At 64.5% G+C, this 16736-nt stretch carries 14 protein-coding genes; 5 read left to right on the top strand and 9 right to left on the bottom strand.

From position 1 onward, the window contains the following. From NKH02_RS32225 to NKH02_RS32210, 4 genes are all read right to left on the bottom strand, one after another. Positions 1 to 697, bottom strand: a 697-nt coding sequence (locus tag NKH02_RS32225; RefSeq protein ID WP_502913889.1) for a GNAT family N-acetyltransferase, incomplete at its 3' end; no start/stop codon positions are given. Positions 698 to 709: 12 nt separating this feature from the next. Next, positions 710 to 1939 carry a GNAT family N-acetyltransferase gene (locus tag NKH02_RS32220; protein WP_352883771.1) on the bottom strand — a complete coding sequence of 410 codons (1230 nt, stop codon included), beginning with the start codon at positions 1937 to 1939 and terminating at the stop codon, positions 710 to 712. A gap of 8 nt (positions 1940 to 1947) precedes the next feature. Beyond that, on the bottom strand, positions 1948 to 3255 hold the full coding sequence (locus NKH02_RS32215) for a lipopolysaccharide biosynthesis protein (protein WP_352871486.1): 1308 nt from the start codon (positions 3253 to 3255) through the stop codon (positions 1948 to 1950). Then, a complete protein-coding gene (locus NKH02_RS32210) occupies positions 3252 to 4421 on the bottom strand; it encodes a glycosyltransferase (RefSeq protein WP_352883768.1) in 1170 nt (389 codons plus the stop codon). Before NKH02_RS32210 ends, NKH02_RS32215 begins: the two co-directional genes overlap by 4 nt. Positions 4422 to 4739: 318 nt before the next feature. Here NKH02_RS32210 and NKH02_RS32205 point away from each other — a divergent pair, with 318 nt between their 5' ends. After that, entirely contained in the window at positions 4740 to 5909 is a 1170-nt protein-coding gene (locus NKH02_RS32205; protein ID WP_352883765.1) for a DUF1972 domain-containing protein, read from the top strand. Beyond that, a complete protein-coding gene (locus tag NKH02_RS32200) occupies positions 5906 to 7165 on the top strand; it encodes a glycoside hydrolase family 5 protein (RefSeq protein WP_352883763.1) in 1260 nt (419 codons plus the stop codon). The genes NKH02_RS32205 and NKH02_RS32200 overlap by 4 nt, the downstream gene beginning before the upstream one ends. On the opposite strand, the gene NKH02_RS32195 is transcribed toward NKH02_RS32200, so the two are convergent. Continuing rightward, a complete protein-coding gene (locus NKH02_RS32195; RefSeq protein WP_352883760.1) occupies positions 7128 to 8471 on the bottom strand; it encodes a VpsF family polysaccharide biosynthesis protein in 1344 nt (447 codons plus the stop codon). The two genes, NKH02_RS32200 and NKH02_RS32195, sit on opposite strands and share 38 nt — an antisense overlap. Position 8472: 1 nt before the next feature. Further along, a complete protein-coding gene (locus NKH02_RS32190) occupies positions 8473 to 10566 on the bottom strand; it encodes a GumC family protein (RefSeq protein ID WP_352883757.1) in 2094 nt (697 codons plus the stop codon). Between the two features lie 250 nt (positions 10567 to 10816). Between NKH02_RS32190 and NKH02_RS32185 the strand changes: the two genes are divergently transcribed. Beyond that, positions 10817 to 12313 carry a glucosamine inositolphosphorylceramide transferase family protein gene (locus tag NKH02_RS32185; protein WP_352883774.1) on the top strand — a complete coding sequence of 499 codons (1497 nt, stop codon included), beginning with the start codon at positions 10817 to 10819 and terminating at the stop codon, positions 12311 to 12313. 96 nt (positions 12314 to 12409) lie between these two features. Beyond that, entirely contained in the window at positions 12410 to 13606 is a 1197-nt protein-coding gene (locus NKH02_RS32180; protein WP_352883754.1) for an FAD-dependent oxidoreductase, read from the top strand. A gap of 211 nt (positions 13607 to 13817) precedes the next feature. Here NKH02_RS32180 and NKH02_RS32175 read toward each other — a convergent pair whose 3' ends face one another. The 3 genes from NKH02_RS32175 to NKH02_RS32165 all read right to left on the bottom strand — a co-directional run bounded on the left by NKH02_RS32175 (position 13818) and on the right by NKH02_RS32165 (position 15415). Continuing rightward, complete coding sequence (locus NKH02_RS32175) at positions 13818 to 14027, bottom strand: hypothetical protein (RefSeq protein WP_352883752.1); 210 nt, start codon at positions 14025 to 14027, stop codon at positions 13818 to 13820. A gap of 58 nt (positions 14028 to 14085) precedes the next feature. After that, entirely contained in the window at positions 14086 to 14268 is a 183-nt protein-coding gene (locus NKH02_RS32170; RefSeq protein WP_352883750.1) for a hypothetical protein, read from the bottom strand. A 97-nt stretch (positions 14269 to 14365) separates the two neighbouring features. Then, positions 14366 to 15415 (bottom strand): LacI family DNA-binding transcriptional regulator, encoded by a 1050-nt coding sequence (locus NKH02_RS32165; protein WP_352871474.1) that lies wholly within the window; start codon positions 15413 to 15415, stop codon positions 14366 to 14368. 145 nt (positions 15416 to 15560) lie between these two features. On the opposite strand from NKH02_RS32165, the gene NKH02_RS32160 reads away from it, so the two are divergent. After that, positions 15561 to 16592: a hydroxyacid dehydrogenase gene (locus NKH02_RS32160; protein WP_352883747.1), complete on the top strand. Its 1032-nt coding sequence runs from the start codon at positions 15561 to 15563 to the stop codon at positions 16590 to 16592. Positions 16593 to 16736: the final 144 nt, after the last annotated feature.

Below are 16736 nucleotides of genomic sequence, written 5' to 3'. Positions count from 1 at the left end.
ATAAAAGCCCGTGGGGCTGCGCGGGGGTGGCGGCCGCCACAAGCGGTTGCCCGACACGCCGTTCAAAGGCGCGGCACTGCTTGTGGAACGTCTTGGCGAAGGATGGCTTGCAGATGCGCTTTATGAGCGTCTCCGGGTCGCCGTGCAGGACGAGGCCGGAGGTGAACTGGATGGAGTCGCGCGCCACCGAAAGCAGCGCCAGCGGATTGGCCACGCCGTGGATCTGCCGCGGGATTCCCGTGATGTGGATGCGATCAGCCGGCGGCAGCACGGCGCGGACCGCCGCCCAGACGGCGTCGGCACCCGGCCTGGTCCACGCTCTCGCATCCGCCAGCAGCGGCACCGAATAGTCGCACACGCGACAGCTCAGCCACTCGATCACATGATGGCCGAAGGCCCGGCGCCGCATCAGAGGCAGCAGCAGGATCGGCGCGCTCGTAGCAGCGTCGCTCACCTCGACGATAAGCAGGTCCGCGTCTTTGGGCATCAGCCGCGCGGCGATTCCATCGACCCAGGCATAGTGCTGATGGGCGGTGCAGACGCCGTCCGCCTGGTGTTGCAACCAGAGTGGCTTGACGGCCTCAAAGCTGGGGTGCAGCCGCGCCGTATAGCACGTGCCGGCACCGGCGCAGGCGGCACTCGGGGAAACCGGCCCATCGTCCGTCATCGCAACCACTTGTATTGTCCGGCTTGCCACGTGCTTTTCCTGTCATTCCGGTCCCCCACGCAAGCGCCGCAAACCCCGCATCAGTCCCTGGATCGTCTTGAGCAGCCGAGGTTTGGAGCGCACGAACACCTCGATATGGTTGCGGACCTCGAGGGCGGTGGTCACGGCATTGCCCCGCACCGTAATCCCGTGGCAAAGTTCGCGCAGGCTCGAACCCGTGGCGCCCATATGCTCCTTGTAGCTCTGGTTGCCCACCGACAGGTCGAAATAGTCGAAACCCTTCTCGCGCGCCCAGCCCATCAACTTGCCCATGATCAGAAGTCCCGGTGACACGTTGGGCACCGCGCCCTGATCGATTGATATCAGAAGAGCATGAACGGTGACTTGATGGATCAGTAGGTATTGGACCGCGATCAGAGCCTCACCGACGCGCAGCCCGAAGAGCCGCACCGATCCATCCGACAGCCCCTCGAGGGCGGCGTTTCGATAGAAGTCGACAGCCGCCCCCTGCGTCAGCAGGTCGAAACGGCCCAATTCGCGAAAGCGGCTGAGCCGCATGCGGACCAGGCTGCCGAAAATGAGCTCCACCAGGGCCGGTGTGTTGGCCTCGACCAGTTCCACGCCGCCGAGCCGTTCGAGCCGGCGCCAATCCTTGTTAAAGGCCTTGACGAACGAAGGCCTGCATAGGCGCTTGAGGACGGTTTCCGGGTCGCCGTCGATGGCGAGGCCGAAGCTGGTATGAAGGGAATCGCGCGTGGCCGCGAGCAAGGCCAGCGGGTTGGCGACGCCGCTGATCCCTTGCGGAATTCCCGTGATGTGGATGCGGTCCGCCGGCGGCAGCACGGAACGCACCGCCGCCCACGCGGCCTGTGCGGATTGCCTCGTCCACGGGCTCGCATCGGCCAGAAGCGGTGCCGAATAGTCGCAAACGCCGCAGCTCAGCCATTCGATCACCCGATGGCCGGGAGCCGATCGCCGCATCAGCGGCACCAGCATCCGGGGCGCGCCGGTCGCGGCGTCGTTCACCTCCACGATGAGCACGTCCGCGCCTTTCGGCATCAGTCGCGCGACGATCCCCTCGGCCCACGCATAATGCTGGTGGGCGGTGCACACGCCGTCCGCCTCGTAGCGCAGCCAGAGCGGCCTGGCCGCTTCCAGGCTGGTGTGCAATCGCGCCGTGTAGGCATCGTTGGCGACGATGGTTACGGGACTGGAAGCCTGCCCTTCGGACAAGCCGGTCGCCGCAGCACTTTGCACTGCCTGGCCTGCCATATCTTCTCCTATCGTTTTGCCGTTGCGAACGGGACTGCCCGCCGCCACGAGCCCAATCGGCTGTAGCGCGCCTCATCCGGATGCTCGAGATTCCATATGCGGTGATGCGCGAAATACCATGATGCCGCGAGCACGAAGGTCTCGGAGACGGCTGAACCCACCAGCGCCCACGGCGGAGACGCAATCGCCAGCAGGATCGCGATCAGCACCAGCCCGACGACCGCACCGCCCGTCGTGGTGAACGCGACGATCCGGAAATCGCCGAGTATCTCAAGCACGATGCGGGGCATGATGTAGAGCATGATCGGGACAAAATTCGCGATCACGAAAAATCCGATGAAGCCGACCGAGGCATCCTGGAGGGCCTGGGATTTTATTGTCGGCAGCACGAACATGATCGCGCACCCATAGACCAGGCCGCCGAGCCCCATGACGAGCGCCCAGATCTTTGCCTGCGCCCAAACACGGCCTGTTTCGTGGTTCCGTATCAGCCTGGCAAGATCCGGCTGCGTCATGTTTACGATAGCAAGGCTGATGATGCGCAGCGGCGCAAACAGCACCAGAACCGCCGCCAGCGGTGCGTAGGCGGCCGGCCCGGCAATGCCCGCGACCAGCAGCGCCAGACATTGACCCTGGATGTTGGTTGTGGTCGCGCTGAATGCCGACCAGCGCAGCTGGTGCCAGAGCCTGATATAACGTCGCCGCGTCGGCATACGGAAGCTGACGCGAAGTGTGCGCCGAGCCAGCCGAACCAGGACGAAAATGCCGAACACATTTGCCGCGGCAAGTGCGTAGAACACGATCTGCAGCGGGTCTTGGGCCAGCCAGATCGTCAGCCCGGTCAAGACGGTGCCAACGATCGTAAAAGCGACATCGCTGATGGAAACGACCACCTGCTGGCGACGCGCGAAGAAAGCCGTGCGCATATGGCTTCGCAGCGACCAGGCGCCGACGAAGCAACCGGCGGCAATCCCGCTTGGATCGCCAAGCAGATGCATCAAGATCGCCGTGCCGACGGCCATCAGCAACGCCACGATCAGCGCCGCCGTTCCGAAGGCGACATCATGGGCATCGACGCCGGCACTGTTGGTGCTTTTGCTCATCCATATGCTGGCGGGAACGGCGGTGAGCGACCTGATGTAGGACAAGCCGACGCCACCCATCACCATGGCGATGGCGAAGAGGCCGTAGCCTTGCGCCGACAGCATGTGCAACAGCGCGATGTTGAGGGCAAAGTGAAAGCCGCTCTGCATCGCCTCGCCGCCGATCATCAGCACCAAGCGTCGAACCAGATGGCTCGGGAACGCAAGCTTCACGGCCGTGTCTCCGCTTCGCGGGCGGCCCGCGCCCTGCCCGGGCGCGCCATGGTCATCTTCAGCTTGTCGGCGGCGATCTCCGCGATCGCGGCGGCCGCGACCGGCTCGGAGAAGATTGCCTCGTAGCGCGCGCGCCCGGCAGCGACAAAACCGCGCCAGGCCTTGGGCCGCAGGATGATCTCCTGCAATTTCGCGGCAAGAGCTGCCGCGTCGCCGGGCGGAACATGCCAGCCGGTCTCGCCGTCGCTGACCACTTCCACCAGCCCGCCAATCGCCGACACCAGCGGCGGGCGGCCATAGGCCATCGCCTCGATGGCGACGCGCCCGAGCGATTCCGGACGCCGCGACGGCACAGTGACGATATCGGCCCAGCGGTAGTGCTCCGAAGGGTCAGGCACGAAGGGCAAGACGCTGACGCGCCCGGAGAGGCCCATGGTCTCGACCAGTTCGGCCAAAGCGCGCTCACGCTCGGTGCTTTCGAAGGCGCCGCCGACCAACCGCACCTCGATCCTCGCCTGCAGCTCCGGCGGCATCGAGGCGATCGCCTCCAGCAGGACCTCCTGCCCCTTGATCCGGTTGATCCGGCCGAGCAGCAGCACCCGCAACGGACGCTTGCCGTCATAGGTCGTCGGTTCGACAGTCGCCGGCCCGGCAACGCCGTTGTAGACGACATGCGTGCGTGCGGCCTTGGGATCGCCGAACGCGGCGCGCGTCGCGCGCGAGTTGAAGATGAGATCCGCATGGCTCCAGTGCATCAGGCCGACGAGTATCCTGCGCATGGCGCCTTCGGGAATCTCGTGGATGTGCAGGACGGCCTTGTGGGGAAGAAGGCGCGCGGCCAGCGCATAGTCGGCGACGATCGAGGTGTTGACGTAAACGAGGTCGCAATCCCTGAGACGCCGCCATGCCCTGAAAACGGCAACCGGCAATCGCGCTATCTCGACCGTCGCAAGGCGCGCGATGGCTTGGCGCCTCAGCACCCAGAGCGGTTCGAAGACAATCCGGCTGGCATGGGCTTCCAAAATCTGCACGATAGGTCCGCCGCGCGGCAGAACCACCTCGATGTCGGCCGACGGAAACGCGGCGCGCAACGCAGCAACGCTCTCCGCGAAGCTGCGGTCGGAACCATAGAGTTCATAGCCCTGATGAACGCAGGCAATCCGCATCTTTGTATCCCGCCAGGTGCTACAACCATCGCGCTGGGCGATAATGTGCAGCGGCATTGCCGCAAGAATCGTGCCGGATTCAGTAGGCCGACTACCGGCCGCACGACCCTGACACTGCTTCGTTTCGATACAGCTACGCACAGAAGGGTTGACCGAGAATGAAACAACCACCGGGTTCAACACCGTTTTTTTACAACCCCGCGCGATGATCGCTACCAAGAACGCTGAAACAGGGAGATGGCACGGGAGTTGCCACTTGCTTCTCCTGAATTCAGCAATCACTAATATATCCGAGATCACGTGAAAGTTCCGCCGCCCATGAAACCAGAGACGCCTGCCATTCTGATCCTGGGGACCCGCGGCATACCCGCGGCCCATGGCGGCTTTGAAACCTTTGCCGAAAGACTGGCGCTGTTTCTTGTCGGGCGAGGCTGGAAGGTCGCCGTCTATTGCCAGGATGAGGTCGAGCGGATCGACCGGCGGGTGCGCAGCGAAACCTGGCGCGGCATCGAGCTCATTCACATCCAGGTTGCCTCCAAAGGGCCGCGCGCGACACTGGAGTTCGACTGGCAATGCGTCCGCGACGCCGCCAGGCGACCGGGCGTCTGCCTGGTGCTCGGCTACAACGGCGCGGTCTTCCTGACCTGGCTCAGGCTGAAGCGGCGCAAGATCTTCACCAACATGGATGGCATCGAGTGGCGTCGCCCCAAATGGGGTTTCGCGGCGCGCACCTGGTTCTGGCTTAATGAATGGATCGGCGCCTGGGCCTCGCATCGGCTGGTCGCCGATCATCCCGCGATCGCCGATCACTTGGCGACGCGCCGGCCACGCAGCGCCATCGCCACCATCGCCTATGGCGCCGATCCGGTGACATCGGCACCGGAGGCGCCGATCCGGGCGCTCGGCCTCGAGCCCGGGCGCTATCTGGTCTCGATCGCGCGCATCGAACCCGACAACAACATCCTGCCGATCGTCGAAGCCTTTTGCTCCGCCAAGCGCGACATGAAGCTGGTGGTGCTGGGTACGCTGTCCGACGACATCCCGTATCATGCCGCCATCCGCAAGGCGGCGAACGGCTCGGTGGTCCTTCCGGGCGCCATTTACGACCAGGCAACGGTGAAGGCGTTGCGCTTCCACGCACGCGCCTATCTGCATGGCCACACGGTGGGCGGCACCAACCCGTCGCTGGTCGAAGCGTTGGCGGCCGGCAACATGGTGATCGCGCACGACAATCCCTATAATAGGTGGACCGCCGGTGCGGCGGCGATCTACTTCACCGGCAAGGACAGTTGCGCCGAGCGGATGCGGCAGGCGCTGGACGATGACGATCTTGTCCGCAACTGCGGCAATGCGGCGAGGGCGCGCGCCCGCGAAGCCTTCCGCTGGGACGATGTCCTGACTGCTTATGAAAATGAAGCCTATCGGCTTCTCGGTGTCACCCCCGCCGAAGCCCTCGCGACCAATCGCGCATCAGCCGGCACCGCATGACAGGTTGGTCGCGCCGGCGGGTGCTGCGGACGGCGCTGTCCACGGCGGCGGCCCTTGGCCCTCTCTCGATCGCACCGATCGCCCGCGCCGCCGAACCGCGGTTTCGGCGCGGCGTCAACGCCTGGCCGTGGTTCTCGCTGACGCGCGAATTTCCCGCACCCCGTACCGACTATGACTGGCCTCCTTTCCAGTCGCAACGCCCGGTGCCGACCCCAGACGATCTTGGTCGGCTACGCCAGACCGGGCTCGATTTCATCCGTCTGCCCGTCGATCCCGGTCCTTTCCTGGCCGCCGACGCCAAGACGCGCGGTCAGTTGCTGGACATGGTGGACGCGGCCGTCACCGTCACGCTCGACAGCGATCTCGGTATCATCGTCAACGTCCAGGCCAATGGCGCCACCCATTACTGGAACCCCGACCGCATGATCTCCAGCACCGCCGCGCCCGCCTTCGATCTCTATCGCGGGCTGGTCGGCGAGCTTGCCGGCAGGTTGGAGCGGTTCCAGCCCGGCAGGATAGCGCTGGAACCGGTCAACGAGCCGGCGCAGGCCTGCGCATCAAATGTCTGGTCGCAAATCCAGCTTGCACTTCTGACAGCGGCAAGGGCGTCGGCCGCAACCCTGCCGCTGGTCGTCACCGGAGGCTGCGGCTCAATGGTGAGCGGATTGACCGCGCTCGATCCGGAGCCGCTCTCGCCGTTCGAGCCGATCCTGTTCACCTTCCACTTCTACGAGCCCTACCTGTTCAGCCATCAGGGCGCGCCGTGGATGCGCGAACCCGTCTACCGGTCGCTCAACAATGTGCCGTGGCCGGCATCCGCCGGCTCGTTGGAACAGACGCTGGCGTCGGTCAGGGCGCGCATGGCGCAGGACACCGAAACCCCTGAAGACGCCAAGCAGGCCGCTTATGCCGAAACCGAGCGCGTGCTGAAAGTCTATTTCGACGCCCGGCCCGACCGCTGGTTTGTCGACAAGTATCTTGGCGAGGTTCGCGCCTGGGCCGACGTCCACGGCCTTGCGCCGGAACGCATCGTCATGGGCGAGTTCGGCGCGCTGCGCACCGACGCGCGCTATGTCGCCGCGCCCAATCCGGATCGGGCGCGCTACATCGCCGATGTCAGGCGGAGCGCCGAGGCGTTTGGCTTCCCCTGGGCGTTCTGGGATCTCTTCGACGGCATGGGCATGATGGACGACACCACGCGGGCGTTGGACCCTGATATCATCGCGGCGCTTGGCCTGGCCATGCCGGCGGACTGACCGGTCTCGGTACCGCCTTTGCCGGCCGGTAGAGCACCAGGGCCATCACCACGAATTTGGTCAAAAGCGTCGTCTTCGACGCGACGCTTTCGGAGGTGTTGATCAGGATGATCCAGCTCAGCATCGGCAGCCAGATGCCGGAATGGCAGCGGCGCGCCACCTCAAACAAGAACAGCACGAAGCCGAATGTCAGCAAAAGGGTGAAGAAGGCGCCCTGATAGACGATCGTGCGGATGATCGGGTTCTCGATGCCCTGTTCGAGGCCGTTGATGCGGCGCAGGCTGTCGATCAGGTCGACATCCGGCCCCACGATCAGATCGCGCACCTCCAGGTAATTGAAGAGCTCGAACATCTCGACGCGGGCATTGGCGCTGCCGCTATCCGACACGAAGCGCTCCAGCAGTGCGTCGAAGAAGCCGTAGGAGGCCGCCACGGCGATGACGACCGGCAGCAGCGCGGCAAGCATGAAGCCGAGTGCCGCGCCCAGCAGGTTGACCCGTCCCCGGCGCAATTTGGTGATGCCCTGAGAAAGCAGGTAGCAGCCGCCGAGCACGATCGTCGTCACCATCGCGGAGCGACCGCCGAAGGCGACGAGTGCCGCCAATTGCAGGCCGATCAACCCAATGCGCACAGGCGTCGACAGGGATCTGGCGCCAGAGAACAGCGCGAGCACATAGATCGCTGTCACCATGGCATTGGCAAGCGGATGCCCCTGCAACGCGCTTGAGCGCAGATCGGTGGTAAACGCCACGCCGTCGAGGCGATAGGGGAAAATCAACGTCTTGGTGGCGAACTCGAAAAGGGCAAGCAACGCATTCGCAGTCATGACCACGTGAACTACGGTCTGCAGCCCGGCGAATGTTCGTTCGTCGTCCTCGCTGAGCATCAGCACCAGAAGTGCCGCGGCCACGAACGTATCGATCATGCCGGCCATGCCGGGACGCTGCCTGGCGATGACGACGAACAGGAGCACGATCGAGATGGCGGCCATCAGCGCGCTGGCCGGCCGCCTGTCGGCGACATGGACGATATAGCCGACCGGATTGCCGAAGGTGCAGGAGCGCCAGGCAAGCAAGAGCACGATGAGATAGGTGGACGGGTGGATCTTGGTCGCCGGGTTGCCGAACAGGCCGTCGTAATTGTAGCCCACCAGCCACAGCATGCCGCCCGAGACGCTGAACAGAATCGCCACCGCCGCGACCAATCCGTAGCGCGTCAGCGCATCGACCGACGTGCCGGCGCGTCGCGCGGCGGCACCATGGTTCGAAGCGCTTCCGCTCCAACTGGTAGCCCAAGGGGTGGCCATGTCAGGCCGCCTCGTCGACCAGCAAGGCGGCTGTTGGCAACCGCCCCATGACGGAAACAGCTTGCGACGTCGCGGTAACGTCGCGTATCGGCGTGGCGTTCAGCGTGGCGACGAGCACAATCTCGTCGACCATGGCAACCAGCGGCGAGGCATTGAGATTGTCAGCCAGCGCGCCGCCATCGATGACGACGAGTTCGAAGCTCCGGCTGGCGTGGGCCAGCATTTGCTGCGCGTAGTAGATGCCATGCGCTTCTTGGAAGACCGCCTTTGAGCGGCCCGTACCGAGCACCGCAACGTTGCTGCCGGCCGCGTAGTGGCTGACGGCCTCGAACGCATACTCGCCGCGCAGCACGTCGAGGATTCCCGGCTGGGCGTCCTTCTGGCCACCACCGCTGGCATTGGCATCGATGAAAAGGACACGGCTGCCCCTGGATGCTGCTGTATTGGCCAGCAAGCGTGCCACCCGGCTGCGCTGCGCGCCCTCGCCCGGCGACGATGTCACCAGGATGGATGGCACCAGCGGCCAATCCGGCGGACGCTGGCCCGAACTGAACATGCGCCTCAGCGCAAGGCCGACGACGGCATCGGTCTTCTGGCTGGAGGCGGCGGCCGCACTCCCGCCGAACGGCCACCAGCGGCGGACAGTGCCTGACTTTGCCGGCACCACGCCCAGCACCGGCGCCTCGATGGCCGACTGCATCTGGGCGCTGGAAAGCACCGTCGGTGAGGAATATTCGGCGATCAGCGCCAGACCGGTGCCGAGCCCCAGGCCGCCGAAGATCGCGCCGAACAACAGTAACGAAAACGGCGGCCAGCTCTTCTTCAGGGCCGGCATGGCGTTGGAGATGATGCGCGCATTGGTGCTGTCGACATTGATCTGCTCGCGCGTCTCCTGGGCGCGCTGGAGATAGTTCGCGTAGACGGAGCGCACCGCCTCGAGATCGCGCTGCAATTCGCGCAGCCGCACGGAGGCCTGGTCGGTGTCGAGCGACTTGCTCTTCATACCGGCGACCTTGGCTTCCAGCGCCTGCTGGTTGGCCAGCGCCCGCTCGTAGTCGGTCTCGGTGGCGGTGGCGATGCGGCCGAGCTCGCGCGCGATGAGCTGACGCGTGTCGCGCAGCTGCTGCTGGGCCGCGATCAGCGACGGATGACGCGGCCCCAGTTCCGTGCCGAGCTGCGAGACCTGGTCGACGAGCGTCGCCTCCTGTGCCCGCAGGCTTGAAATCACCGCGGAGCGCATCGCTTCCGAGGTTGCATCCGCCGTGCCGCTCTTGCGGCGCATCTGGTCGACCTGCGCCTTCAGCGCCGCCGTGCGGCTCTGGGCCGCCGAAAGCTGCGTGTTGATCTCGGTCAGCTCCTGGTCGCTGACCAGATTGCCTGCCGCCATCACCATATTGTTGGCCGACTTGTAGGCCTCGACGGCGTTTTCGGCTTGCTGGACGCGTTTGCGCTGCTCGTCCAGCCGCGCGGTGATGGATTCGGAGGCGTCCTTGGCCATCTTCGCGCGCGCACTCGCCTGGTCGACCAGATAGGCCTGCGCGATGGCGTTGGCCAGAAGGGCGGCCTTGTCGGCGCTTTTGGCGGTGACGATGACGTCGAGGACCAGGACCTTGTCGGCCCGCTTCACCGCCAGGCGTCGGCGCAGAGCGTCGAGCGTCTGCGCCGACCTGTCGCCTTCGGCCGATCCCGAACCGAGCAGGCGCGACAGCAAGCCCTGCCCGTTGAATTCGGGATCCTGCGTCAGGTTTGTCGCCGCGATCGCCCGCATCAGCACGCCTGTCGACTGGACCACGCTGACCTGGCTCTCGACCTGCGTGATGCCGCCGTCGGGTGAGATACGGCTCGGATTGACGTCGTTGGTGACCACCTGAAGGTCTTGCGGATCGATGAGGATTTCCGCCGCCGAGCTGTAGAGCGCGGGCGTGAAAAGACCGTAGAGCAAGGTGACCAGCGTCAGCAGCGCGACGGTGCCGAAGATCCAGAACCGGCGGCGCACCAGGATGCGCTTCAGATCGCCCAGTTCGACAGTCGAAGCCGCGTATGATCCCGCATCCGGAGAGTGTTGCTGAGCAACCATGGGCAGGGATGATTGCATGGCTGCCTCCGACAATATTCCATATGCCGGCAAGATCAGATTGCGGCACTAACCTAGCTATTCCTCCAACTGTTAAAAGATTGTTAATTATGTTGAGAGGTCATGTGAATTTTGGCACGCGGTTTGCTTAAAAATATACATACCGAGGTGCTGGGTGCGCGGCGAGCGGAGACGTATGCGGATGGGGCTACAATTTGACCGGATCGGCCTGGTCGGCAGGGGCCGGATACCGCCTTTTCGGGTCTCCAACATGCGGATAAGCCTGCGCCTGGACGGCGACTGCGTCCGCGCCTTTCATGTCGCGCTGCTGGAACGCCTCGCAGCACTTGATGATGTCGAGCTGTCCGTCGACGCTAGGTCCGCGGGCAGCGGCATCCCGCGCAGCGCCGCGGCCCTGTTTCAACTCGAAACGGCGATACACGGCCTGTCCCATGATGGGCTGGCGAAGCGTGTGCCGCTTTCAGCACTCGCTCCCTACCGGACGCAGTCGCCCGCTTCGCCCGACCTGGTGGTCGACCTCTGCGGCGATGTCGAGCTGGAAGGGACGCGGGTCTGGCGTATTACCTATGATCGCGCCAGCGGCGAAGCGGCCTTGCTGGCCTTGATCCTCGCCGGCCGGACGCCGCTTGCCCGCATCGAGGAAAGCGGTGTTGCGATCGCCGCCGGGCGCCTGGGCACCGAATATGGCGGCATCGCGCTCGCTTCCTTCCAGGACATGCTGGCGCGCACCGCCAGCCTGATCGTCGCGGCGATGACCGGCTCGGCCAGATCCGTGCCTGATCTGCCCGAGCCGGCGCAACCCACTGCCCCGCCAATGCCCTCGGCCGGCAAGCTTGGCGTAAGAGCCGGCAAGGCGCTGGCGCGGCGCATCGTCCAGAAGATCTACCACCTTTGCTACAACGCGCCGCACTGGAAGGTCGGCTGGCGGCAAACCAACGGCCGCGATCTGTTCGACCTGCGCGATCATCCGGCATCGGGCTGGCAAGAGCTGCCGGACGACGGCAGCCGCTTCTACGCCGACCCGTTCCCGATCGTTTACCAAGGCCAGCTAACCCTGTTCGTCGAGGACTATATCCATCGGCTGGGCCGGGCCATCATCTCCGCCGTGCCCTTCGGCCCGGCCGGCCCGCTCGGCCGCCCCGAGCCGGTGCTGGAGCTGCCCTACCATCTCTCCTACCCTTTCGTCTTCGAGCGTGACGGCGAGGTCTGGATGGTCCCGGAAAGCTGCGCCAACGGCACGGTCGATCTCTACCGGGCCACCGCCTTTCCCGGCGGATGGGTCAAGGAGGCGACGCTTCTATCCGGCGTCGTCGCCAGCGACGCCACGCTGGTCGAGCATGGCGGCGCCTGGTGGCTGTTCGCCACCATCCGCGACGGCGGAGGAGCCTTCTCAGACGCGCTGCATCTATGGTCGGCGCCGGATTTTCGCGGCCCCTGGACGCCGCACCCGAACAATCCCGTGCTGATCGATATCGCCTCGGCGCGGCCGGCCGGCCGCATGGTCAAGCGCGGCGACGACCTGCTGCGCCCGGTGCAGGACTGCCGCGGGAGCTATGGCGCGGCTCTCGGCATCGCTCGCATTTCTCACCTTGATTTGATCGGCATGGAGCAGGTCGTTGAAACCATCTTAAATCCAGGTGCGCTATGGAGCGGACGCAAACTTCACACACTCAACGAGGCGGGCGGGTTTGAATTCATCGATGGCTCGGCGATCGCACCGCGCTGGAAACGACGGGTCCGCGACTAACCTAAACATTGTTTCTACCAGACACGCGCTCCGGTTGCTTGAGGTTGAATTGGGTCCGGCGGATTTCTGGAAGTTGCTATCAGAAAGGGCAGCGAAATGAGTATTGCAGAGGCTGGCCAAACCGAAGTCGAAGTGGCGATCGTTGGCGCCGGACTGGCCGGCACCACCTTGGCAACCGTGCTGGGCAAGGCCGGGCGCAAAATGGCGTTGATCGATCCGCACCGCGTTCATCACGACGAGTTCCGGGCCGAGAAAACCCGTTTCGAACAGATGCAATTATTCGACAAGATCGGCCTCGGTCCCGTCATCAGGCCCCTCGTCACTCCGACGACCGACATCCAAGTCTTCCGCTTCGGACAGTTCTTCAAGCGCAAGCAGGACTCGGAGTTCGGATTTTCCTACGGCCCGCTGGTAAATGGCCTGCGCGAGGCCCTGCCGCCGGAAGTGCCGCTGACGGTCGGCAAGGTCGCCGAGGTCTCGACTGGACCGGACCGGCAGCGCCTTGTGCTCACCAACGGCACCGTCATTGACGCCAGGCTGCTGGTTGTGGCCACTGGCTACAGCGAAGCGGTACGGCGCGCCATCGGGGTGGAGCGCGTTGAGCAGTCGAAGGCGCATTCGCTGTCGATCGGATTCGACCTGGCGATCTCGCCGCAGGAATTCGGTTCTCGTTCCCTCACCTTCTACCCCAGGCGCATTGGGCACCGCATTGCCTTTCTTACCGTCTTCCGGATCGGCAATCGGATGCGGGCAAACATGTTTGTCTACCGGACCGTTGCCGAGGCGTGGACGCAGGCGTTTCGCGCGGATCCGCAACAAATGCTTCTGCAACTGATGCCCGAGATATCAGCGCAATGCGGCAACTTCGCCGTCGCCAGCCCGGTCGAATTGAGACAGGTCAGCCTGACGACCACCAGTGGCCACCGCCGGAGCGGCGTCGTCTTCATAGGCGACGCGTTCTCCACGACATGCCCAGCGCAAGGTGACGGCATCCGCCGGGTGGCTACCGATGTCGATCGCCTGTCGACCCACATCCCCGCTTGGCTGGAAACGCCTGGCATGGGCGTCGACAAGATCTGTGCCTTCTACGACGACCCGATCAAGATCGCCGCCGACGCTACCGCCATGCGCTCCAGCCTCTACGCCAAGGCAATCACCACCGAGACCGGATTGGAATGGCGTATCCGCCGGCTGCGCAACAACACCGCCCGTCGCCTGATTATAGTCGGCCGCAAGATCAGACACTTTTCGCCGAGGCGGACGCTCGAGCCTATTCCGGAGAAACGAGCCTAGACGTCCGCCCTCCGCTCGACAGTATCTAGAAAGGCGTTGGCGCTTCGACATCTTCGATAAACTGAAGAAACAGTGCTGCCCCTCCCTGACTGGAAAACCTGTCAGTGAGCGGCGGGCTGAAACAGCACCCATCACGTTTCCGGAACTCCCCCACGTGACGCGCGTCCACCATTTGGACGGCATCCAATAACTCGACAGCATCCAGCAGGAGTCAGCGCCAGGCGGCCTCATTCTTTTGTTCGTAGTCACTGAAGGCCTTTTTCAGGCCGCCGAGGACTTCTGCCGCGGTTTCGAACATCGCCTTGAACTTGGGCTCGTCCACCTTACCGATGTCCTCGCGAAGATGATCGATGGTGTCCTGCAGGCGTGCCTGCATCTTCTGGGTATGGTGCAGTGGATCGCGGTCGGCATCGCTGGCCATGACTCTCTCCTTCGTTCTGCTGAATCCACCCGCCGAGTCCGATCGGCGAATTGCCATTTCAACGAACAAGGCTGAAGTCCGTTCCCGACATCGAGACCCGAGCCTGCTTCGAGGGCGTCATGCAACTGAGGCTCGTCGTACGTCGTCGCGAGCCGGCCTCGAAACTCTTCTCCTCGACGTGCATGTGATAGGTGTCGAGATGGATGAAGATGTTGTCGGCGCCGCCGGACCTCGCAATCACAAAGTTTGCAGCCCCAAGATATTCATCAGCTCTGGGCTCTTTGTGCGTGTGCCGCTGCTACGCTGATGTCGCCGCCGACGATGGCCGACGAATTCGTTCATGTCGGTTTTGGCTGTGACAAGCTTGCCGAGCCAACGGATTCCCGCATCAAAACCTTACAAGGCTCGAGCCGCGCGATCGGCGGCCCCTCCCCACCTCCGATCCTGGCAAACAAGGCCTCCATGGCGTGGCCGGCGATCTGGCGCACCGGCTGCACCACGGCGGCGATGGCCGGCCATGTCACCTGCATCCATTCGGCGTCATCGAAGCCGACCAGCGAAATGTCGTTGGGGCAGTGCCAGCCGCGCCGGCGGAATTCGGAGAGCGCCACCAGCGTACCCTTGAGGAACAGCGAGTAGACCGCTGTCGGCCGCTCTCCCTTTGCAAAATAGTCGCGCAACTGCGCCCTGAGCGGTTCGACATCGGTTTCGGCAAGCACGACGTCGATGCGCACATCCGGCACCAGCGCCCGTGCGGTGGCGCGAAAGCCCTCGAGGCGGGCGCGCATCGTGGCCGCCTGTTCGCCGAGGCCGACCACCAGGATGTGGCGGTGGCCCTTGCCGATCAGTTCGCGCGCCACCTCGGCGCTCGCGGAAGCACTGTCGGCCGATACGGTGTCGAAGGCGTCGTCGGACAGCACGCGGTCGATCAGCACGCCGGTCATGCCGTTGGCCTTCATGAACGCGGCCGCCGGGCCATGCTCGTTGCGCACCGGCGCCAGCACGACACCGGCAACACGCCAGTCATGCATGCGCGACAGGATCTCCTTTTCGCGTGCCTCGGATTCACGGCTCGATGCCGCCACCAGCGTGTAGCCGCGCTGCTCGGCGAGGCTTTCGAGCTGGGTGATCATCTGGCCGAAGAACTCGCTTTCGAACTCGGGCATGATGGCGCCGATGATGCGGCGCTTGGCCCGGCGCATGTCGGAAGCCAGCGGATCGATGCGGTAGCCCAACAGCTCGACGGCGTCGAGGACGCGCTGCGCGTTCTCGGGCTTCACCGTGGTGACGCCGGCCATGACCTTGGAGACTGTGGCGGCCGACACGCCGGCACGGCTTGCCACGTCGTGGATCGACGGACGCCGCTGCTGGGCCTGCCTATGCGCCATTGGTCCTCCTCCCGAGGCGCGGACGTCAGTATTCTTGTCCGCCACCGATGTGAGTAAATCGATTTTTCGTGGTTGTAAATCGTTTAATCCGAGGTAATTAATGCCCCGAGAAAGCGTGATGCGGATCGCGCCGGGAGGAATCATCATGTCGAACAATGCCTTGCCGCTGGTCATCAGCGCGCCGGAGCCACGCACGCTCGACCTCATCTTCACACCGCCGCAACTGGCGCGTCTCAAGTCAAAATACCGTGTCGTCGAGACCACCGCCGACGGCGTTGCAAAACTGCCGGCCGATGTGCTGGAAGAGGCCCGCTACATCGTCGGCCAGCCGCCGATCTCGCCGCGGACGCTGGAAGCGATGAAAGCGCTGCGCTGCATCTTCAATGTCGAGACCAATTTGATCAACAACATGCCCTACGAAACGCTGTTTCAACGCGGTATCCATGTCGTCACCACCGGCCTGGTGTTCGCCGAGCCGGTGGCCGAGCTTGGCCTGGCCATGGCGCTCAACCTCGCCCGTAACATCGTCGATGCCGACCTCGCCTTCCGGAACGGCAAGGAGTTGTGGGGCGGCGATGGCAACCAGACGGCGCGGCTCTTGTCCGGCGCCGATGTCGGCATCATCGGCTTCGGCGATCTCGGCCGCGCGCTGAACCGGCTGCTGTCGGGCTTCCGCACCCGCACCAAAGTCTTCGATCCCTGGCTGCCGCCATCGATCCTCATCGACAATGGCGTCGAGCCGGCGTCGCTCGGCGATGTGCTGTCGACCAGCGATTTCGTCTTCGTCGTCGCCTCGGTGACCAGCGAGAACCAGGGCTTTCTCGGCACCGAGGCCTTCGCCAGCATGCGCAAGGGCGCCGCCTTCATCCTGCTCAGCCGCGCCGGCGTCGTCGATTTTCCGGCGCTGATGGCGGCGGTGAAGAGCGGCCATATCGTCGCCGCCAGCGACGTCTTTCCGGAAGAACCGCTGGCGCCGGATCACCCGGTGCGCGCCCTGCCCGGCTTCCTGCGCTCGGCCCACCGCGCCGGCGCGCTCGACATCGCCTTCAAGCGCATGGGCGACATGGTGCTGGAGGACATGGACCTGATCGACCGCGGCCTGCCGCCGCTGCGCTCCAAACGCGCCGAGCGCGAGACAGTGTCGCGCATGCGCTCCAAGCCGGCCGACAGGAACTGAGCCAGGTTTTCGGCGCTGGCGGCTGGGGACATGCCGGCCCCCTTGACGTCTCCTGCCCACAGGGGAATCGGGTGAGTTAATTATCGTGAGATGACGCTTACGAGGAATTCGTCGTCCCAGGCCGCCACTTTTCGTTTCAATCGC

It is taken from the genome of Mesorhizobium sp. M1396 (assembly GCF_040317725.1).
Lineage (GTDB): Bacteria > Pseudomonadota > Alphaproteobacteria > Rhizobiales > Rhizobiaceae > Mesorhizobium.
This window is presented reverse-complemented; position numbering and strand designations above follow the sequence as displayed.

Excerpts from the sequence above, each read along its gene's own strand:
- NKH02_RS32195 (WP_352883760.1), bottom strand. The coding sequence starts at position 8,471 with ATGGCCACCCCTTGGGCTACCAGTTGGAGCGGAAGCGCTTCGAACCAT.
- NKH02_RS32200 (WP_352883763.1), top strand. The coding sequence starts at position 5,906 with ATGACAGGTTGGTCGCGCCGGCGGGTGCTGCGGACGGCGCTGTCCACG.
- NKH02_RS32160 (WP_352883747.1), top strand. The coding sequence starts at position 15,561 with ATGTCGAACAATGCCTTGCCGCTGGTCATCAGCGCGCCGGAGCCACGC.
- NKH02_RS32185 (WP_352883774.1), top strand. The coding sequence starts at position 10,817 with ATGCGGATAAGCCTGCGCCTGGACGGCGACTGCGTCCGCGCCTTTCAT.
- NKH02_RS32210 (WP_352883768.1), bottom strand. The coding sequence starts at position 4,421 with ATGCGGATTGCCTGCGTTCATCAGGGCTATGAACTCTATGGTTCCGAC.
- NKH02_RS32220 (WP_352883771.1), bottom strand. The coding sequence starts at position 1,939 with ATGGCAGGCCAGGCAGTGCAAAGTGCTGCGGCGACCGGCTTGTCCGAA.
- NKH02_RS32175 (WP_352883752.1), bottom strand. The coding sequence starts at position 14,027 with ATGGCCAGCGATGCCGACCGCGATCCACTGCACCATACCCAGAAGATG.
- NKH02_RS32205 (WP_352883765.1), top strand. The coding sequence starts at position 4,740 with ATGAAACCAGAGACGCCTGCCATTCTGATCCTGGGGACCCGCGGCATA.
- NKH02_RS32180 (WP_352883754.1), top strand. The coding sequence starts at position 12,410 with ATGAGTATTGCAGAGGCTGGCCAAACCGAAGTCGAAGTGGCGATCGTT.
- NKH02_RS32165 (WP_352871474.1), bottom strand. The coding sequence starts at position 15,415 with ATGGCGCATAGGCAGGCCCAGCAGCGGCGTCCGTCGATCCACGACGTG.
- NKH02_RS32190 (WP_352883757.1), bottom strand. The coding sequence starts at position 10,566 with ATGCAATCATCCCTGCCCATGGTTGCTCAGCAACACTCTCCGGATGCG.